The organism is Bradyrhizobium sp. 482_C4_N1_8 (assembly GCF_052075965.1).
GTDB classification, from domain to species: domain Bacteria; phylum Pseudomonadota; class Alphaproteobacteria; order Rhizobiales; family Xanthobacteraceae; genus Bradyrhizobium; species Bradyrhizobium barranii.
Map to the genome: position 1 here is coordinate 7,957,102 of NZ_CP197231.1, position 17,472 is coordinate 7,974,573.

21 protein-coding genes are annotated in these 17,472 nt (G+C 64.9%); 12 read left to right on the forward strand and 9 right to left on the reverse strand.

From position 1 onward, the window contains the following. Positions 1-4 precede the first annotated feature (4 nt). Positions 5-2,962: an excinuclease ABC subunit UvrB gene (uvrB, locus tag AB7Z56_RS37710; RefSeq protein ID WP_084795307.1), complete on the forward strand. Its 2,958-nt coding sequence runs from the start codon at positions 5-7 to the stop codon at positions 2,960-2,962. Between the two features lie 100 nt (positions 2,963-3,062). Here uvrB and AB7Z56_RS37715 read toward each other — a convergent pair whose 3' ends face one another. Next, positions 3,063-3,299, reverse strand: a complete 237-nt coding sequence (locus AB7Z56_RS37715) for a hypothetical protein (RefSeq protein WP_028151579.1) — start codon at positions 3,297-3,299, stop codon at positions 3,063-3,065. A 293-nt stretch (positions 3,300-3,592) separates the two neighbouring features. Between AB7Z56_RS37715 and AB7Z56_RS37720 the strand changes: the two genes are divergently transcribed. From AB7Z56_RS37720 to AB7Z56_RS37740, 5 genes are all read left to right on the forward strand, one after another. Beyond that, positions 3,593-4,045 carry a nuclear transport factor 2 family protein gene (locus tag AB7Z56_RS37720; RefSeq protein WP_063985545.1) on the forward strand — a complete coding sequence of 151 codons (453 nt, stop codon included), beginning with the start codon at positions 3,593-3,595 and terminating at the stop codon, positions 4,043-4,045. 236 nt (positions 4,046-4,281) lie between these two features. Next, on the forward strand, positions 4,282-4,722 hold the full coding sequence (locus AB7Z56_RS37725) for a nuclear transport factor 2 family protein (protein ID WP_063985546.1): 441 nt from the start codon (positions 4,282-4,284) through the stop codon (positions 4,720-4,722). A gap of 384 nt (positions 4,723-5,106) precedes the next feature. Next, positions 5,107-6,030: a hypothetical protein gene (locus AB7Z56_RS37730; RefSeq protein WP_231143635.1), complete on the forward strand. Its 924-nt coding sequence runs from the start codon at positions 5,107-5,109 to the stop codon at positions 6,028-6,030. Positions 6,031-6,243: 213 nt separating this feature from the next. Further along, positions 6,244-6,666, forward strand: coding sequence for a hypothetical protein (locus AB7Z56_RS37735; RefSeq protein WP_063985548.1), 423 nt, complete (start codon positions 6,244-6,246; stop codon positions 6,664-6,666). Positions 6,667-7,151: 485 nt separating this feature from the next. Further along, positions 7,152-7,289, forward strand: a complete 138-nt coding sequence (locus AB7Z56_RS37740) for a hypothetical protein (protein WP_014492018.1) — start codon at positions 7,152-7,154, stop codon at positions 7,287-7,289. Positions 7,290-7,331: 42 nt separating this feature from the next. Here the strand turns inward: AB7Z56_RS37740 and AB7Z56_RS37745 are convergent, their stop codons facing one another. The 3 genes from AB7Z56_RS37745 to AB7Z56_RS37755 all read right to left on the reverse strand — a co-directional run bounded on the left by AB7Z56_RS37745 (position 7,332) and on the right by AB7Z56_RS37755 (position 8,609). Further along, the gene (locus AB7Z56_RS37745; RefSeq protein ID WP_166103493.1) at positions 7,332-7,478 is read right to left on the reverse strand and encodes a hypothetical protein; all 147 of its coding nucleotides are present in this window, start codon (positions 7,476-7,478) and stop codon (positions 7,332-7,334) included. Between the two features lie 199 nt (positions 7,479-7,677). Next, the gene (locus AB7Z56_RS37750) at positions 7,678-8,157 is read right to left on the reverse strand and encodes a MaoC family dehydratase (RefSeq protein ID WP_063985549.1); all 480 of its coding nucleotides are present in this window, start codon (positions 8,155-8,157) and stop codon (positions 7,678-7,680) included. After that, positions 8,157-8,609, reverse strand: coding sequence for a MaoC family dehydratase (locus AB7Z56_RS37755; protein ID WP_063985550.1), 453 nt, complete (start codon positions 8,607-8,609; stop codon positions 8,157-8,159). Before AB7Z56_RS37755 ends, AB7Z56_RS37750 begins: the two co-directional genes overlap by 1 nt. 156 nt (positions 8,610-8,765) lie before the next feature. On the opposite strand from AB7Z56_RS37755, the gene AB7Z56_RS37760 reads away from it, so the two are divergent. Continuing rightward, a complete protein-coding gene (locus AB7Z56_RS37760) occupies positions 8,766-9,062 on the forward strand; it encodes a DUF4282 domain-containing protein (protein ID WP_063985551.1) in 297 nt (98 codons plus the stop codon). A 151-nt stretch (positions 9,063-9,213) separates the two neighbouring features. On the opposite strand, the gene ychF is transcribed toward AB7Z56_RS37760, so the two are convergent. From ychF to AB7Z56_RS37780, 4 genes are all read right to left on the reverse strand, one after another. After that, the gene (ychF, locus tag AB7Z56_RS37765; protein WP_354234208.1) at positions 9,214-10,311 is read right to left on the reverse strand and encodes a redox-regulated ATPase YchF; all 1,098 of its coding nucleotides are present in this window, start codon (positions 10,309-10,311) and stop codon (positions 9,214-9,216) included. Positions 10,312-10,365: 54 nt separating this feature from the next. Then, complete coding sequence (gene pth, locus AB7Z56_RS37770; protein WP_063985552.1) at positions 10,366-10,971, reverse strand: aminoacyl-tRNA hydrolase; 606 nt, start codon at positions 10,969-10,971, stop codon at positions 10,366-10,368. A 58-nt stretch (positions 10,972-11,029) separates the two neighbouring features. Beyond that, on the reverse strand, positions 11,030-11,746 hold the full coding sequence (locus tag AB7Z56_RS37775; RefSeq protein WP_063985553.1) for a 50S ribosomal protein L25/general stress protein Ctc: 717 nt from the start codon (positions 11,744-11,746) through the stop codon (positions 11,030-11,032). Positions 11,747-12,088: 342 nt separating this feature from the next. Then, a complete protein-coding gene (locus AB7Z56_RS37780; protein ID WP_063985554.1) occupies positions 12,089-12,340 on the reverse strand; it encodes an accessory factor UbiK family protein in 252 nt (83 codons plus the stop codon). A gap of 167 nt (positions 12,341-12,507) precedes the next feature. Between AB7Z56_RS37780 and AB7Z56_RS37785 the strand changes: the two genes are divergently transcribed. From AB7Z56_RS37785 to pgeF, 4 genes are read left to right on the forward strand one after another with little or no spacing between them, the layout of a single operon-like run. Beyond that, on the forward strand, positions 12,508-13,239 hold the full coding sequence (locus AB7Z56_RS37785; protein ID WP_063986695.1) for a dienelactone hydrolase family protein: 732 nt from the start codon (positions 12,508-12,510) through the stop codon (positions 13,237-13,239). Positions 13,240-13,253: 14 nt separating this feature from the next. Next, a complete protein-coding gene (gene lgt, locus AB7Z56_RS37790; RefSeq protein ID WP_063985555.1) occupies positions 13,254-14,099 on the forward strand; it encodes a prolipoprotein diacylglyceryl transferase in 846 nt (281 codons plus the stop codon). Positions 14,100-14,120: 21 nt separating this feature from the next. Next, complete coding sequence (locus AB7Z56_RS37795) at positions 14,121-15,239, forward strand: class I SAM-dependent methyltransferase (RefSeq protein WP_063985556.1); 1,119 nt, start codon at positions 14,121-14,123, stop codon at positions 15,237-15,239. Beyond that, on the forward strand, positions 15,236-16,003 hold the full coding sequence (pgeF, locus tag AB7Z56_RS37800; protein ID WP_063985557.1) for a peptidoglycan editing factor PgeF: 768 nt from the start codon (positions 15,236-15,238) through the stop codon (positions 16,001-16,003). The genes AB7Z56_RS37795 and pgeF overlap by 4 nt, the downstream gene beginning before the upstream one ends. Positions 16,004-16,041: 38 nt before the next feature. Here the strand turns inward: pgeF and AB7Z56_RS37805 are convergent, their stop codons facing one another. Further along, entirely contained in the window at positions 16,042-16,611 is a 570-nt protein-coding gene (locus AB7Z56_RS37805) for a hypothetical protein (protein ID WP_187387821.1), read from the reverse strand. A gap of 87 nt (positions 16,612-16,698) precedes the next feature. On the opposite strand from AB7Z56_RS37805, the gene AB7Z56_RS37810 reads away from it, so the two are divergent. Beyond that, the gene (locus AB7Z56_RS37810) at positions 16,699-17,313 is read left to right on the forward strand and encodes a hypothetical protein (RefSeq protein WP_283017726.1); all 615 of its coding nucleotides are present in this window, start codon (positions 16,699-16,701) and stop codon (positions 17,311-17,313) included. Positions 17,314-17,472 lie beyond the last annotated feature (159 nt).

Here is a 17,472-nt window from a genome sequence, read left to right on the forward strand (position 1 = left end):
GGGCATGGCGAAGAAACCTGCTCCCCCGAAATCCCCCAAATCCAAGGCCCCGAACTCCAAGGCGCACCGGCCTGACGTGCAGCCGATCGGGCCGGCGCTGGCCGAGTTGCTCAATCCCGCGATCAATCGCGGCGATGCCGGGCTGGGATCGGGCACCGGGCTGCAGCCGCCGCCGGACAATTCGCGCGACCGCCGCGCCGGGGGCGAGGCTGCCGCCCATCGCGCACGGGCCTCGACGCCAAAGGAGTTTCCGCAGGATAATGCCAAGCCGATGCCGCTGCGGCCGAATCCGCAGCCGCCGGGCGCGCGCGCGACCACCGAAGGCTTTGAAGAAGCGCCGCAGGCCAATTACGGCACCGCGGCCACGATCCCGACGCTCGATCCGGAACTGGCGCGGCAGCTCGGGCTTCCCACCGAGGAGGACGACGCCGAAGCGCTGGCGCGTCCGCCGCGCACCAAGATGGAGGCGCTCGGCGTCAAGGCGACCGCCGACGCGCTGGAATCGCTGATCCGCGAGGGCCGGCCGGAGTTCCGCAGGGACGACGGCTCCACCAAGGTGTGGACGCCGCACCGCCCGCCGCGCCCGGAAAAGTCCGAAGGCGGGGTGCGCTTCGAGATCAAATCGCCGTACCAGCCGCGCGGCGACCAGCCGACCGCGATCGCCGAGCTGGTCGAAGGGATCCAGCGTAACGACCGCTCGCAGGTGCTGCTCGGCGTCACCGGCTCCGGCAAGACCTACACCATGGCCAAGGTGATCGAGGCGACGCAGCGGCCCGCTATCATCCTGGCGCCGAACAAGACGCTGGCCGCCCAGCTCTACGGCGAGTTCAGGAGCTTCTTCCCCGATAACGCGGTCGAATATTTCGTCAGCTATTACGACTACTACCAGCCGGAAGCCTACGTCCCGCGCACGGACACCTACATCGAGAAGGACTCCTCGATCAACGAGCAGATCGACCGCATGCGCCACTCGGCGACGCGCGCGCTGCTCGAACGCGACGACGTCATCATCGTGGCGTCGGTGTCCTGCATCTACGGTATCGGCTCGGTCGAGACCTACACCGCGATGACCTTCGCGCTGAAGAAGGGCGAGCGCATCGACCAGCGCCAGCTGATCGCCGACCTCGTCGCCCTCCAGTACAAGCGCACCCAGGCCGATTTCACCCGCGGCACGTTTCGCGTGCGCGGCGACGTCATCGACATCTTCCCGGCGCACTATGAGGACCGGGCCTGGCGCGTAAACCTGTTCGGCGACACCATCGAGACCATCGAGGAGTTCGATCCGCTCACCGGCCACAAACAGGACGAGCTCGAATTCATCAAGATGTACGCCAACTCGCACTACGTGACGCCGCGCCCGACGCTTGTGCAGGCGATCAAGTCGATCAAATCGGAGCTGAAGCAGCGGCTCGACCAGCTGCACGACCAGGGCCGCCTCTTGGAGGCGCAGCGGCTGGAGCAGCGCACCACCTTCGACCTCGAGATGATGGAGGCGACCGGAAGCTGCGCCGGCATCGAGAACTATTCGCGCTATCTCACCGGGCGCCTGCCCGGCGAGCCGCCGCCGACGCTGTTCGAATACGTCCCCGACAATGCGCTGGTATTCGCCGACGAGAGCCACGTCACCGTGCCGCAGATCGGCGGCATGTTCCGCGGCGACTTCCGCCGCAAGGCGACGCTCGCCGAATACGGCTTCCGCCTGCCCTCCTGCATGGACAACCGCCCGCTCCGCTTCGAGGAGTGGGACATGATGCGGCCGCAGACGGTCGCGGTGTCGGCGACGCCGAGCGGCTGGGAGCTGAACGAAAGCGGCGGCGTGTTCGTCGAGCAGGTGATCCGACCGACCGGACTTATTGATCCTCCCGTTAATATCCGCCCCGCTCGCACCCAGGTCGACGATCTCGTCGGCGAGGTCCGCGCCACCGCCCAGGCAGGCTATCGCTCGCTGATCACGGTGCTGACCAAGCGCATGGCGGAGGACCTCACCGAATATCTGCATGAGCAGGGTATTCGCGTTCGCTACATGCACTCCGATATCGACACCATCGAGCGTATCGAGATCATCCGGGATCTTCGCTTGGGCGCCTTCGACGCGCTGGTCGGCATCAACCTCTTGCGCGAAGGCCTCGACATTCCCGAATGCGCGCTGGTCGCGATCCTTGACGCCGACAAGGAAGGCTTTTTGCGCAGTGAAACGTCCTTGATTCAGACCATCGGCCGCGCCGCGCGCAACGTCGACGGCAAGGTGATCCTCTATGCCGACCAGATGACGGGCTCGATGGAGCGCGCCATTGCGGAAACCAACCGGCGCCGCGAAAAGCAAGTCGAGTACAACACCGCCAACGGCATCACGCCGGAGAGCGTGAAGAAGCAGATCGGCGACATCCTCAACTCGGTCTACGAGCGCGACCACGTGCTGGTCGAGGTCGGCGGCCACGACATGACCGATGACGTCATCTCGATCGGCCACAATTTCGAAGCCGTGCTCGCCGATCTCGAAACAAGGATGCGCGAGGCCGCCGCCGATCTGAACTTCGAGGAAGCCGCCCGCCTGCGCGACGAAGTCAAGCGCCTGCGCGCCACCGAGCTCGCGGTGGTCGACGACCCCACCGTCAAGCAGCGCACCGTGCAGGGCAAGGCCGGCGCCTATGCCGGCACCAAGAAGTACGGCGACGCCGCCAACCTGCCCGTCAGCGCGATGAAGAAGAAAACCGTGAGCTCCGCACTGAAAGCCAGCGGTGGCGGCAGCGGCTCGAAGGTGCACAAGCCGCATCTCGACGAGATGCACGGCCCGGAGTCGTTGCCCTACCGCGAAAACCCGAGCCTGCCGGCAAAGCCGTTCGGCAGCACGAGCCGGATCATCCAGCCGACGGATTCAAGGCAGTCCGGGCCGGAGTTCGGGCCGGCGCCGAAGTCGACGGGTGGGCAGCCGGGACGGCGGGGTGGGTGGAAGAAGAGGTAGGGCGACGGAGTATCGTCCGCGCTTGTCGTGGCTATAGATTCCGGGCTCGCCGCTTTGCGGCGCCCCGGAATGACGAGGGCGCATGTGGTGCCGTTCGCGCCTACAGCTTCCCCTGCCCGTTCACCTGTCCCTGCTGTTGCTGCTGCTTTTCCTGCTCCTTGGCGTGATGCCTGCCGTAGAGGCAGCCGGCGGCGGCGCCCAGGACGCCGTGATGGCCGGCATAGTGGCCGGCGACGCCGCCGACGACCGCGCCCTTGATGCAGCCCTTGGCGTTGGCGGCGGAGGTCGCGCCCAGCATCAGAAGTGCTGCGGCGACGGTGAGAAGCGGGGATTTCATAATCGATGTCTCCGGATCGGTTTCGGTGTCTCAACGAGCACCGACGGGCGCGGGTTCCCGCGTACCGGTGTGGCGGGACGCGCCCACCGGCATGCACGCGGCGTCATCGCGGGGCGCGAAAACCCGCTCGAAATCGTGCAGGCGACTACGTACGCAATCCCTAATTGCATTTCATGAACCCGGCCTTGCATCGGCGCGTCATATGATCCGGACACCTTTGTTTTTGCGGATTAATGGACCCGCGGAGCGCGCATTGGCGTTTGCAATCGACACCCCAAGAGGGCGGGAGCGGCATGACGGTTGAATCGCTGAACAGGCAACGCGTGCTGCATCTGCTGGACAGTTTTGCGCGCGGCGATATCGAGGCCGCGCTGTCGTGCTGCACCGACGACGTCGACTTCCTCACCCACGCGCCGATCGACGTGCTGCCGCACATGGTGCCGCGCCACGGCAAGCAGGAACTGCGCGAGCTGTGGCAGACGGTCTGGTCGCGCTATTCCGAAATCCGCTACAAGGCGCCGCACATCCTCGCCGAGGGCGACGAGGTCGCGACCTACATGCACACCTACTTCAAGAAGCGCAGCAACGATCGCGTCGTGCAGTTCGACATGGCGGTGTTCTACAGCTTCCGGGGCGGACTGGTGGCGCAGATCCGCGAGATCATCGATTCCTACGATCTGGTGCAGCAGGTGCTGGAGCGGGAGATCGGGCCGCTGATCGTGGGCGCGCGGGTAGACGGGGGATGATCCTTCTCCCTCGCCCCGTTCTTACGGACAGGTGAAACGGAGACCGGGAGATTACGGGGTTCTGTTGTAAATCTCACAAACCCGCATCAATTGTGCATTGCGAAAACGTGAATTGCGTTTTGGCCGAAATCGCCTATTTTATTTGTATACGAACGAGTTGAGCGTCCCCGGCACCTTTTCTGTGCATGGGGTTGCTTTCCGTTTTTTCTGCAAGCCAGCTTCAGGACGCCCCCCAAATGACAGAGCACAGCCTCTGGCGTTTCTCGCGCGCGTTGCATCGCGCGGTGAACGACCGGGATTTCAGGGACATCGAGGCCCTGATCGACGAGGACGTCGAGTGGGCGATCTACGGCCCGATCGACATGTTTCCGTTCCTCGGCGCGCGCCAGGGCCGGGACGCCGTGCTCGACGTCATCCGCCAGCTCGCCGACAATTTCCATGTCCGCCGCTTCGACCGCGAGAGCATCATGCTCGGCGTGGATTCCGCCGCCTCGATGCTGCGCTATTCGCTGACCGCGCTGGATTCCGACAAGCCGATCAGCTTGCGGGTGGCGCAGTTCGCCCAGTTCAGGGCGGGCAAGCTGATCAGCATGCGCGTGCTGGTCGACACCTTCGATCTGGTTGAACAGGCACTCGGCCGCGCCATTCATCTGCCGAAGATGACCCGCGTCGGCTGAGGGGGACGCCAACGGGCCCCGCTTGCCGGGACCGATGATTGATGCTCGCCCGACCCGCGTCCTGGCCTCCAGCCCCGCCGGATGCCGTCGTGGCGAAGCTCGTCATCGGGCGCGCGCCTTTCGCGCGGCCCGTTGGTTCGCCATTCCAGTGGTTTGAGCATGATCTCCGCGCAAACGCGTTCCGCGTTTGTCGCGAGGGAAAACCCGCTGCACACTTTGCGCCGGCGCGGCCCTTCGGGTCCGGATCATGCCCTGGCCGAGGCGAGCCGCCACAATTTCGCAACGATAGATCACCATGTGTTGAGTGGACCGAATGGCGCATGGTCATCACCGAAGGCCGCATTATAGTGGCGGCAAGCATGCGCTGGGCTCGCGGGCAGGACGATGGAATTCTCGACAGGTTTTGGCTGGACCAGGCTGCCGGTGCTGGCGGCCACATTCATTTTGGGCTCGGTTCTGACGGTCTCGGCGCAGATCATCCCGCCCTTCTCGGCGGCGGCGCCTGACGACGAGGCCGAGACCGAAGCCACAGAGACCGCCGCAGCCCCCGACGTCAACGACCCCGACATCTTAAAGGGCATCGACGTCGACAAGCTCGACTGGAGTCAACTCGCGATCGACGCCGGCACCGGCAACGACGTCATGGCCGCCAAGAAGCGCGCCCAGGCCGCCGCCAAGGACGGACTGAACTGGTCGTCGAACGCGAACGCCAACGGCTCCTCGGCGGTGACGGTGAAGCAGTCGGTCTCCTCGTTCTGGGACGCCCGCATCGGAGCCGACATGACGGTGACGAGCGAGCCGCGAACGATGTCCGAGCTGCTGGCGCAGAAAGCCACCAATGGCGGCAGCCTGCCGCAATCGTCCGGCAGCGCCTGGGCGGCGGCGACCGCGCCGGGCGCCGGCTCGATCTGGGACAAGACCGCGGTGGAAGCCCGCGTCGATCCCGGCGCCGAGCAGAGCAAGCTCGGGGCATCGCTGACCAAGTCGGTGCCGCTGTCGAGCGACACGTCGCTGACGCTCCAGAACGGCTACAGCGTCAACCAGCAGGGCACCACCGCGGTGCCCGGCATCGGCGGGCACGTCACGCGCAATTACGAGACCGAGCAGAGCGCCAAGGTCACCCTCACCGACACCGGCACCAGCATCACCGCGGGCCAGTCGCTGTCGACCACCGACGACAAATGGCTGCGCAAGGTCGGCGCGGAGCAAAAGCTGTTCGACAACGTCACCGTCTCCGGCTCGGTCGGCGAGACCTCGCAGGGCGCGATCAACAAGAGCCTGACGGCGGGCTTCAAGAAGAGCTGGTAGCAGTCCAGCCCCCCTCTCCCATCATCCCGGGATAGGTTCGTTTTCCCAGCAGTTCAGACTCTCGTAACCATACGCCACGGCAAAGCCCCCGAATCGTCCGCCCTTGCCGTATCTCGGCCAAGTTGCGGTCAAAATCCGACGCCCTAGTCGGATGACCGAACTCGTCGTGCGGGGGACACTCGCGCCGCGCTCAACGCGAACAGGGGAATAACGATGAACGCCATGCGTCCGGAAAAGACCGAAGCCACCGAGACCGAGACGGTCGACACCAACCTCGCCGCAGTGACGGAAGTTGAAGCCGGCATCCGCGACTTCGTCCGCAACGACATCGCCTATCTGCGCCGGCCGGCATCGGGAACCACCGACACGCCGCCGCTCGATCCGAGCGCGGAAGCCACCGTCACCAACGTCAACTCGCTGATCCAGCGCGTCGCCGGCACCTCGCTCGCCGAGATCGAGAACCTGATCTCCGAGCTCGAGAGCCTGCGCGACCTGCTCCATGCCGAAGGCCAGCGCGTCCAGCGCGAGATCTCCGGCTACGCCCAGCTCAGCCAGGCCGCGATGAAGTCGACCCGCATGATCGCCGACAACGTCGCGCAGTGGAAGCGCGCCGCCGACGGCCTGCGCAACAGCTGATCACTCACGTCAAGCATCACCAGCCGCCGTGTTCCGCAAGGGGCGCGGCGGTTTTGATTCGTGGGGAGTTGGATGCGCACAAGCTCCCCACAATAGGTGTCATCGCCCGACTTGCCGCCTTCGCTAAGGCTTCGGCGGCCGAGTGAGTTCTTGGCCCGGCGAAGCCCTTGGCGGAGACGGGATCGGGCGATCCAGTATTCCAGAGACAATGAGGCAAGAGCCGAGACGCCGCAGCGTACTGGATGCCCCGGTCCCGGCTCCGCCAAGGCTACGCCGGGCCACAAGCTCGCCCGGCCGCCGAAGCTTCAGCGAAGGCGGCAAGCCGGGGCATGACAGCGAAGGGTGTGGCTGCGAAAGATTGGGGCAGTGGACATGCGTTCACACAGTCAATGCAGCCGACCCGGTTCACTTTGAACCCTCCGCGCCCCAGCGCCGACCAATGCCAAGCGCCCGCAGCCTTGCGGCCGGGTCCGGGGACATTTCAGATGGAAAGCATTCGGCCCGACAATACGGACCCTATCCCGCTGCGGCCCGCGCCGAACCAGTTCGGCACGATCATGCTGCGCTTCGTCGGATTGCTGGCGGTCGCGATCGCGGTGCTGGCGTTCGTCTATAGCCGCTGACGGCGGAGGCCGGACGTCCGGCCCCGAAGAGTTAACGAGCCCTTAACGGCTCGCGTCGACCGTCGAGGCTTCCAGGGTGTAGCCGCCATCGGCATAGCCCTTCACCACCATGCCGGCGACCAGCATCACTGCCAGCGTCGCGGTCGCAAAGATAAATCCCACCAGCTTGAGTGCGCCGCGGTCTGCCATGGTCCTCGTCCCCTGTTCTCTGCCCAATTCGTTTCAATTAGACAGCGACAGGTTCATAATTGGTTAGCAACTCGATGGTTCCGCCAACTGCTTCGCGGGTCATCATGTTGAGCAGGCTTATGGCAGCCGCCCGGAATCGCGTCCATAGCGCGCGGGCAACACTCGCACACACATTTGGACCGTTCATCTTGGAACAGGTCTAATCGCCCTTCCGCATCGGCACGAAGGCGCTGGCGGTGATGGAATAGACCTCCTCGCCGCGCTGGTTGGTGCCGGTGGTGCGGGCCGTCAGAATGCCCCACCCGGGGCGCGAGGCGGAGCTGCGCTTGTCGATGACTTCGTTGACGTAGGCGACGGTGTCGCCGGCGAGCACCGGCCTGATCCAGCGCAGGTCGCGAAAACCCGGCGACGGCCCCCACACCGCGACCTCCTCGCCGCGCGAAGCGGCCTCACGCGCCAGACGCTGGCCATCGGCGACAAGCAGGCTCATGCAGGCCGAGCCGACATGCCAGCCCGAGGCCGCGAGGCCGCCGAACAGCGAGTTCTTGCCTTCCTCCTCGTCGAGGTGGAAGCGCTGCGGATCGAACTTTGCGGCGAAAATCTTGATGGACTCCGCGGTGAACGTGTAGGCGCCGATCTCGCGGCGGTGGCCGATCTCGATCTCCTCGAAGAAGGGCATCAGACTGCTCCCTCGCGGCGCTTGATCAGGATCGGCGAGGTCATCTCGCACAGCGCCTCGCCCTTGGCGTTGCGCACCGTGCATTTGAACTTGACGATGCCGAGCTCCGGCCGGCTCTTCGAGGCGCGCGCCTCCAGCACGTCGACGTCGAGCATGAGATCGTCGCCGGGCCGCAAGGGTGACAGCCAACGCACCTCGTCGACGCCGGGCGAGCCGAGCGAAGCGGCGCGTGTGATGAAGCCATCGGCCATCATCCGCATCATCAGCGAGCAGAGGTGCCAGCCCGAGCCGGACAGGCCGCGCAGCATGCTGTTGGCCGCGGCCTCCTCATCGAGGTGCATCGGCTGCGGATCGAACTCGGCGGCGAAAGCCAAGATCTCGTCGCGGGTGACATGGCGCGGGCCGAATGTTCCGAACCGGCCGGGCGGGAAATCTTCGAAGGTCAGGGTCATCTCGGGAATGCTTTGAGGGAATGACAGATTGTGGCCGCACTTTGCGGCAATCTCAACCCGCCGGCCCGCATGGCTCGTGCTACATATGGGGTGTCGGCGTTGGTCTTGAGTCGGATCAACCGGCAGGCCGAGGCCCGATTTGCCCTGGGGAGAGCAATGTTTTCATTCAGCGACCTGTTTCAATGGGACCGATTCATAACCCCTACGATCATCAAGACCTTCTACTGGCTGGTGATCGCACTGATCTGCCTGTTCGGCCTTTCCGGAATCTTCTCCGGTCTCGCGACGATGGCGATCAGCCCGTTCGGCGGCTTCCTGGTGCTGCTGTCATCGATCGCGAGCATCGTCGTCGGCATCGTGTTCTCGCGCATCGCCGCGGAGCTGATCCTGATCGTCTTCCGCATCAACGAGCATCTCGGCGCGATCCGCGACCAGGGCGGCGGGGCGCGGTGAGGCGGCCGTAGGGTGGGCAAAGGCGCAAGGCGCCGTGCCCACCATCCTTTCGCGATTTGAGAGAGACGTGGTGGGCACGCTTCCGCCTTCGCTCTTCGAGCTACGGCGGACAAGTCGCTTTGCCCACCCTACAGCACCGCTCTTTCGCGTCTTACGTATTAAACCTGAAATGCATCACGTCGCCGTCGGCGACGACGTATTCCTTGCCTTCGAGACGCAGCTTGCCGGCATCGCGGGCGCCGGCTTCGCCGTTCAGCGCGACATAGTCCTCATACGCAATCGTCTCGGCGCGGATAAAACCCTTCTCGAAGTCGGTGTGGATCACGCCGGCCGCGCCCGGAGCCTTGGTACCGCGATAGATGGTCCAGGCGCGCGCTTCCTTCGGGCCCACCGTGAAATAGGTGATGAGGTCGAGCAGCGTGTAGCCGGCGCGGATCAGGCGATCGAGCCCGGCCTCTTCGAGACCCAGCGTCTCCAGGAAGTCGGCGCGCTCCTCGCGCGAAATGGTGGCGATCTCGGATTCGATCTTGGCGGAGATGACGACGGCAACGGCGCCTTCCTTGGCCGCCTGCTCCTCCACCGCCTTGGAGAACGAATTGCCCGTGGCGACCGAGCCTTCCTCGACATTGCAGACGTAGAGCACGGGCTTCGACGAAAGCAGGCCGAGCATCCCGAAGGCCCGCTCCTCCTCCGCCTTGCGCTCGACGAGGCGGGCGGGTTTGCCCTCGCGCAGCAGCACCAGCGTGCGGTTGACGAGGTCGAGCTGCTCCTTGGCGTCCTTGTCGTTGCCCTTGGCCTTCTTCGTGAGGTTGTCGACGCGCTTCTCGAGGCTGTCGAGGTCGGCGAGCATCAGCTCGGTCTCGATGGTCTCGATGTCGGCGAGCGGGGCGATCTTGCCCTCGACATGCGTGATGTCGGAATCCTCGAAGCAGCGCACGACATGCGCGATGGCGTCGACCTCGCGGATGTTGGCGAGGAACTGGTTGCCGAGGCCTTCACCCTTGGAAGCGCCGCGCACGAGGCCGGCAATGTCGACGAAGGTCAGCCGGGTCGGGATGATCTGCGCCGATTTGGCGATGGCCGAGAGCTTGTCGAGCCGCGGATCGGGCACGGCGACTTCGCCGACATTCGGCTCGATGGTGCAGAACGGATAGTTCGCGGCCTGCGCAGCGGCCGTCTCGGTCAGCGCGTTGAACAAGGTCGACTTGCCGACATTGGGCAACCCGACGATCCCGCATTTAAATCCCATGGTCGTCCTCTATCCGTATTCGTCATGGCCGGGCTTGACGGAGAAAACGGCGCCCTATTCCTTGCCGTTCTCGTCCTTGGTCAAGAATCCCTTCGCCTGCATGGCGAGATGCACCCTGTTGGCGAAGGTCGCGTCCGTGCCTTTGGCAACCAGTGCCGCGTGCTCGGCCACCGCCTCGCACAGCGTCGCCACCCAGTCATTGTCGGCCTTGGCGAAGTCCGACAGCACGTGGCCGTGCACCAGTTCCTTGACGCCGGGATGACCGATGCCGAGCCGGACCCGGCGATAGTCGTTGCCGATATGCGCCGAGATCGAGCGCAGGCCGTTGTGGCCGGCGATGCCGCCGCCGATCTTCACGCGCACCTTGCCCGGCGGCAGTTCGAGCTCGTCGTGGAACACGGTGACGTCGCCCGGCGCGATCTTGAAGAAGCTTGCCGCCTCCTGAACGCTGCGGCCCGAGTCATTCATGTAGGTCGTCGGCTTGAGCAGGATAACGCGCTCAGTGCCGATCGCACCTTCCGATGTCTCGCCCTGAAAACGACGGCGCCATGGCGAGAAACCATGACGCCGCGCGATCTCGTCGACGGCCATGAAGCCGACATTGTGCCGGTTACGTGCGTATTTAGCGCCGGGATTGCCGAGCCCAACAAAGAGTCGCATGACGCGGCGCGCCCCTCGCTCGGCGCGCGATCAAGGACCGCGCGCCAGCTTTGAGAGATTACTTCTTCTTGTCGCCGCCGGCGGGAGCCTTGGCAGCCGCAGCCGGAGCAGCAGCACCCGCAGCCGGAGCCGCAGCGCCAGCCGCCGGAGCAGCCGCAGCAGCGCCCGGAGCTGCAGCCGCAGCCGCGGCCTTCTGCTCTTCGGCGTAGCCGGACGGCGGCACGATGGTGACGAGGGTCGCGTCCTCGCGGGTCAGCGCCTTCACGCCGGCCGGCAGCTTGACGTCCGACAGATGGAGCGAGTGACCGATTTCGAGTGAGCCGACATCAGCCTCGATGAATTGCGGGATGCTCTCGACGCCGCATTCGAGCTCGATCGAATGCGCGACGATGTTGACGGCGCCGCCGCGCTTCACGCCGGGCGAACCTTCCGCTTTCACCACATGCAAGGGAACGCTGATGCGGATGGTGGCACCTTCGCCGAGACGCATGAAGTCGACATGGATCGGGAAATCCTTGACCGGATCAAGGTGATAGTCGCGCGGGATCACGCGGTGCTTCTTGCCCTCGAGGTCGATGTCGACCAGCGTGGTCAGGAACCGGCCGGCGAGGATGCGCTGGCGCAGTTCACGATCGTCAACCGAGATCGGGAGCGGGGGTTGCTTGTTGCCATAGATCACTCCGGGCACTTTCCCGGCGCGACGCTCAGCCCGGGCGGCCCCCTTGCCGCTCTTCGGACGTGCGGTCGCCTTCAATTCCTTGACGGTCGTCGCCATAGTCTAAGTCCTTGTTTTTGCAAAAGTTAATGGGCCGCAGCGCGGCCCATGGTGCAGTTCGCAGCAAGCCTCCAGGGGTGCGGGGGCCGCGAACTTGGCGGGCTTTTAGCCGGAAGATGCGGAAATGACAAGGAGAATGGGCGGGCAGCCCGGGCTCTTACCCTCCCCTGGAGGGGGAGGGTCGGCTCACATTGAGCGCAGCGAAATGTGAGACGGGGTGGGGTGATCCCTCCCCACGGGCACTGTTCGACGCGGATAGACTGTCACCCCACCCCGCTCGCGCTACGCGCGATCGACCCTCCCCCTCCAGGGGAGGGTAAGGAAGAGCGCCGTACGCCGGCGCTACCCGCCCAGCTTAGCCTCCAGCGCTGTAATCCGCACCTTCAGGGCCTCGTTCTCCTCGCGGGCGAGGCGGGCCATGTCCTTGACCGCCTCGAATTCCTCGCGCTTGACCAGGTCCATGTCGCGCAGGAATTTCTCGGCCTGGGTGCGCATCACGGTGTCGAACTCGCGCTTGACGCCCTGGGCGGCACCGGCGGCGTCGTTCATCAGGCGGCCGATCTCGTCGAAAAACCGGTTGTTGGTCTGGGTCATGTCGGTCTCCTGGCGGCCTCAGATAAACTTTGCGCGAACGCGCGAAAAGACAATGGCAATCCGGGCGAAACGGTTCAAGAGCCGATCTGCGGTATCCTTGTCATGCCCCGGTTTCCTTGCAATCGTATTCAACGTCCCTGCATAACAAGAATCAGAAGGCGCACGAGATGATCGATCAGCAGATCGCGATTCCCACCAAGGACGGCCACACCGCAACCTTCATCACCCATCCCGAACGCGGCGGGCCGTTTCCGGTCATCCTGTTCTACATGGATGCGCCGGCGATCCGCGAAGAGCTGCGCGACATGGCGCGCCGGCTCGCCACCTCGGGCTATTACGTGATGCTGCCGAACCTCTATTACCGCTCCGGCGTGATGGAGCTCGGCGCGCTGCCGGCCGATCCGAATGCACCCGAGCGCAAGCGCATGTTCCAGCTCATGGCCTCGCTCAATATTCCCATGATCATGGAGGACACCAGGGCCCTGCTCACCTATGCCGAGGGCCAGGCGGCTGCCAATACGAAAATCGTCGGCACCGTCGGCTATTGCATGAGCGGCCGTTACGCCGTCAACGCGGCCACGCACTTTGCCGACCGCGTCAAGGCCGCCGCCTCGATCTACGGAACGCATCTGGCGACCGACGAAGACAACAGCCCGCATCTCGCCGCCGGCAGGACCAAGGCCGAGCTCTATTTCGCCTGCGCCGAGACCGACATCTACGCGCCCGCCGAGGTCATCGAGAAGGTCAAGCAGGGCATGAGCGGTCCGAAAGCCGAGGTCGAGATCTATCCCGGCACGCATCACGGCTTCGCCTTCCCCAAGCGCCCGGTCTACGACCGCGACGCCGCCGAGCGGCATTGGGAGCGTCTGCTGGCGCTCTATCGCCGCAATCTCGTTTAAGTCTAGAAGGCCTGATGCCCTTTCTGCTCATCGACTTTCCCGCCTTCAAGCCGATCGCGATCGAGATCGGTCCGTTCGCGATCCGCTGGTATGCGCTGGCCTATATCAGCGGCATCGTGTTCGGCTGGCTCTATGCGCGCTCGCTGCTGAAGAAAGAGCGCCTGTGGAGCGGCCCCGCGCCGATGTCGCTGGTGCAGATCGACGACTTCATCCTGTGGGTCACGCTCGGCATCATCCTCGGCGGCCGCACCGGCTACGTGCTGTTCTACAATCTGCCCTTCTTCATCGATCACCCCGCCGCGATCTTCAAATTGTGGGAGGGCGGCATGTCCTTCCATGGCGGCTTCCTCGGCTGCGTCGTCGCGGTGATGTGGTTTGCCTATCGCAACCGCATCTCGATCCTGTCGCTGGGCGACATCACCACGGCAGTCGCCCCGGTCGGGCTGCTGCTCGGACGCATCGCCAATTTCATCAATGGCGAATTGTGGGGCCGCGCCACCGACCCCAGCCTGCCCTGGGCGATGATCTTCCCCAACGATCCGACGCAGCTGCCGCGCCATCCGAGCCAGCTCTATGAGGCCGGCATGGAGGGCATCCTGCTGTTCACCGTGCTCGCGATCATGATCCGTTTCGGCGCCCTGAAGCGGCCCGGCATGATCCTCGGCGCCTTCATCCTGATCTATGGCCTGACCCGCATCGCCGGCGAGCATTTTCGCGAGCCGGACGTCCAGCTCGGCTTCCTCTGGGGCGGATTAACCATGGGCATGCTGTTGTCGATCCCGATGCTTATTGTAGGCCTCATACTTATTGTATTGGCTATCAGGCGCGGCGCGCCGAAGCCCGCCGGGGCCATCAGTTAATTCCTTTCGAGAAGACAGACCTTGACCGAACAGCCGCTACTCAACGAGATCAGGGCGCTGATCAAATCCTCAGGGCCCATGCCGGTCTGGCGGTACATGGAACTGTGCCTGATGCATCCGCGCTATGGCTATTACGTTTCGCGCGATCCGCTCGGGCGCGAAGGCGACTTCACCACCGCGCCCGAGGTCAGCCAGATGTTCGGCGAGCTCCTGGGGCTGTGGACCGCCTCGGTGTGGAAGCAGATGGGCTCGCCGCAATTCCTGCGGCTGATCGAGCTCGGCCCCGGCCGCGGCACCATGATGGCGGATGCGCTGCGCGCACTGCGCGTGCTGCCGCCGCTCTACCAGGCGCTTCACGTCCACATGGTCGAGGTCAATCCCGTGCTGCGCGAGCGGCAGAGTGCGACGCTGGCGGGCGTGCGCAACATCGCCTGGCACGACAGCATCGACGACGTGCCTGAGGGCCCGAGCATCATCCTCGCCAACGAATATTTCGACGTGCTGCCGATCCGCCAGATGGTGAAGCGCGAGAACGGCTGGCACGAGCGGGTGATCGAGATCGATCCCAACGGCAGGCTTCAATTCGGCGCGGCCGCCGACCCGACGCCGCGTTTCGACGTGCTGCTGCCGCCTCTGGTGCGCGCCGCTCCCGTCGGCGCCGTGTTCGAATGGCGGCCCGACGGCGAGATCATGAAGCTCGCCACGCGCGTGCGCGACCAGGACGGCGCGGCGCTGATCATCGACTACGGCCATCTGCGCAGCGATGCCGGCGACACCTTCCAGGCGATCGCGCGCCACACCTTCACCGATCCCCTGAAGGCGCCGGGCCAGGCCGACGTCACCGCCCATGTCGACTTCCAGGCCCTGGCGCGCGCGGCCGAGGATGTCGGCGCCCGTGTGCACGGCCCGGTGACGCAGGGCGATTTCCTCAAGCGCGTCGGCATCGATACCCGCGCAGCCGCCCTGATGCAGAAGGCGACGCCTGAAGTCGCCACCGACATTTCGGTCGCGCTCAAGCGCCTGACCGATACCGGGCGCAGTGGCATGGGCTCGATGTTCAAGGTGCTCGGCATCTCCGAGCCGCGGCTGACCGGCATCGCCGGCCTCAGCGATCTCGAACGGGCCGGAGGCACCTCATGACGCTTGCTTCGTCACTGCTGTCGGCCGTGCCCGGCCTGCGCCACGCCTTCTTCACCCGCGAGGGCGGTGTCTCAGGCGGGATTTATTCGGCGCTCAATGGCGGGCTCGGCTCCAACGACGATCCGGCGCATGTCGCGGAGAATCGCCGCCGCATGGCCGAGCATGTCGGCGTCGCCCCGGAGCGCTTCATCAGCCTGCACCAGATCCATTCGCCCGATGTCCTCGTTGCCGAAGCGCCGTGGCCGAGCGGACCGCGGCCGAAAGGCGATGCGCTGGTCACGAAAACACCCGGCATCGCGCTCGGCGTCTCCACCGCCGATTGCGGGCCGGTGCTGTTCGTCGATCCCAACGCGCGCGTGATCGGCGGCGCCCATGCCGGCTGGAAAGGCGCGCTGACCGGCGTGCTGGATCAGACGATCTCGGCGATGGAGAAGCTCGGCGCCACGCGCAGCGGCATCATCGCCGCGATCGGCCCCTTGATCCGCCAGGACAGCTACGAGGTCGGCAACGAATTCGTGGCGCGCTTCATCGAGGCGGACGCGGACAACGCCATGTTCTTCATCCCGTCGGTGCGCGCCGGACACGCGATGTTCGACCTCGCCGGATTCATCCGGAAGCGGCTCGAAGCCGCCGGCATCCTGATGATCGACGATCTTGGCCTGGACACCTATGCCGACGAGCGCTTCTTCAGCTATCGCCGCTCGGTGCATCGCAAGGAGCCGGATTACGGCCGGCACATCCACGCGATCGCGCTGGAGAATTAAGAACGAATTCGGCCTAGTTCTTGCCGCAACCCATTAGGTTAGTCGCTGCATCTTTCGAACAATGGCGTTTCATTCTTTCCGCGAAGCCATTTAGTCGGCAAATCAACGTACATTTGAGTTGGTGGAGGCGGCGGCGGTCGGACCTCGAAACCTTCATCGACTTCGATCTTCTTCCAATCGTCGCGATGCGCGGAGAAAGTCCGATATTTGTCGCCGACCTTGAGCAGAACGATCTCCCAAACCTCGCCCGGCTGACGCCACCAGATCAGTGTCGTGCTGGGTGGAGGGTCCTGAACCGACACGATCTTGATCTTGTCGTCGGCAATACGCGTCGCCGAATAGATCGCGCTGATGAATGTCCTTACCTGCCCAGGTGTGAACGTCCCGATCACATTCCTTGTCGTCGGCGCTCCGGAGGACGACGCGATGTACGTCAATCGCGCGCCACAGCGGTTGTTCTCACAGGCCTGATACGGATCCCGTTTGCAATCAACCGACCAGGTACCGGTCAGTCCGAAAGCCCGGATTGCCTCGGCCGCACTTTCTGCCGCCGCGGCCCGCCCCACGATGAGGCAGGCAACGATTACCCCCAAAGTCGCGCCCCTCATCGACAATTCCTCGGCCGGATCGGCCCAATGATGTGTCCTTCCTGCCCTAGACCTTAATCGATTTTAACGATATCGCTGCCCTCCATAATGAGGGACGCGTCATTCATCCTGGGCCGCGCGGGTTCGCGCGTGCTGGCGGTCATGCTGCTGGCGGCGGCGGTCGCGCTTGGCGGCTGCGCCGGCGGCGGCGGTGCCGCCAACTCCTATGCGATGGCGCCGAGCGCCGGCTCAGGGGCGACCGTGGCCTTCGAATCGATCGACGGGCCGCCCCCGCAGGTGTTCGACCGCATGGTCGGCGTGCTCGACAGCGAATCCAAGCTGCGCAGCCTGTCCGTCGTCTCCCGCGAGGGGACGGCTGCCTATCGCGTGCGCAGTTACCTCTCCGCCCAAATCGTGCGCGGCAAGACCGTGATCGCCTGGGTCTGGGACGTCTACGACGCCAACCAGCAGCGCGCATTGCGCCTCTCCGGCGAGGAACTGACCGCCGCCAAGGGTGGCCGCGACCCCTGGGGCGCCGCCGACGACCTCGTACTGCGGAAGATCGCCCAGGCCGGATTCAGCGGACTTTCCAACATGATCAGCGGCACACCGGACGCGCCGGGCACTGTTCCCGGCTTGCGGGGACCGGCGGTGGCCAGCGTGATCCCGGAGGCTCCGGCGGCCGAGATGCCGGCCTCGGCGCTGGGCTATGCCGAGCGATAACCCCCGCGAAACCACGGCCCCAAGTTGCGGCCAAACCGTTGGCCCGACTCAGGATTTCGGAGGGAAAACGTAGCATGCCGGGTTGCCATTGCAGGCCCCGGCCTGATATTTCCTCGCCCGTCGTAACCGTGCTTCCAGTGGGTATTCTCTGATGTTGAA

Coding starts and splice junctions, on each gene's coding strand:
- pgeF (WP_063985557.1), top strand. CDS start 15,236: ATGACGCTTGCTTCGTCACTGCTGTCGGCCGTGCCCGGCCTGCGCCAC.
- lgt (WP_063985555.1), top strand. CDS start 13,254: ATGCCCTTTCTGCTCATCGACTTTCCCGCCTTCAAGCCGATCGCGATC.
- ychF (WP_354234208.1), bottom strand. CDS start 10,311: ATGGGATTTAAATGCGGGATCGTCGGGTTGCCCAATGTCGGCAAGTCG.
- AB7Z56_RS37810 (WP_283017726.1), top strand. CDS start 16,699: ATGAGGGACGCGTCATTCATCCTGGGCCGCGCGGGTTCGCGCGTGCTG.
- uvrB (WP_084795307.1), top strand. CDS start 5: ATGGCGAAGAAACCTGCTCCCCCGAAATCCCCCAAATCCAAGGCCCCG.
- AB7Z56_RS37725 (WP_063985546.1), top strand. CDS start 4,282: ATGACAGAGCACAGCCTCTGGCGTTTCTCGCGCGCGTTGCATCGCGCG.
- AB7Z56_RS37755 (WP_063985550.1), bottom strand. CDS start 8,609: ATGACCCTGACCTTCGAAGATTTCCCGCCCGGCCGGTTCGGAACATTC.
- AB7Z56_RS37745 (WP_166103493.1), bottom strand. CDS start 7,478: ATGGCAGACCGCGGCGCACTCAAGCTGGTGGGATTTATCTTTGCGACC.
- AB7Z56_RS37780 (WP_063985554.1), bottom strand. CDS start 12,340: ATGACCCAGACCAACAACCGGTTTTTCGACGAGATCGGCCGCCTGATG.
- AB7Z56_RS37715 (WP_028151579.1), bottom strand. CDS start 3,299: ATGAAATCCCCGCTTCTCACCGTCGCCGCAGCACTTCTGATGCTGGGC.
- AB7Z56_RS37735 (WP_063985548.1), top strand. CDS start 6,244: ATGAACGCCATGCGTCCGGAAAAGACCGAAGCCACCGAGACCGAGACG.
- AB7Z56_RS37785 (WP_063986695.1), top strand. CDS start 12,508: ATGATCGATCAGCAGATCGCGATTCCCACCAAGGACGGCCACACCGCA.
- AB7Z56_RS37730 (WP_231143635.1), top strand. CDS start 5,107: ATGGAATTCTCGACAGGTTTTGGCTGGACCAGGCTGCCGGTGCTGGCG.
- AB7Z56_RS37775 (WP_063985553.1), bottom strand. CDS start 11,746: ATGGCGACGACCGTCAAGGAATTGAAGGCGACCGCACGTCCGAAGAGC.
- AB7Z56_RS37805 (WP_187387821.1), bottom strand. CDS start 16,611: ATGAGGGGCGCGACTTTGGGGGTAATCGTTGCCTGCCTCATCGTGGGG.
- AB7Z56_RS37740 (WP_014492018.1), top strand. CDS start 7,152: ATGGAAAGCATTCGGCCCGACAATACGGACCCTATCCCGCTGCGGCCC.
- AB7Z56_RS37720 (WP_063985545.1), top strand. CDS start 3,593: ATGACGGTTGAATCGCTGAACAGGCAACGCGTGCTGCATCTGCTGGAC.
- pth (WP_063985552.1), bottom strand. CDS start 10,971: ATGCGACTCTTTGTTGGGCTCGGCAATCCCGGCGCTAAATACGCACGT.
- AB7Z56_RS37750 (WP_063985549.1), bottom strand. CDS start 8,157: ATGCCCTTCTTCGAGGAGATCGAGATCGGCCACCGCCGCGAGATCGGC.
- AB7Z56_RS37760 (WP_063985551.1), top strand. CDS start 8,766: ATGTTTTCATTCAGCGACCTGTTTCAATGGGACCGATTCATAACCCCT.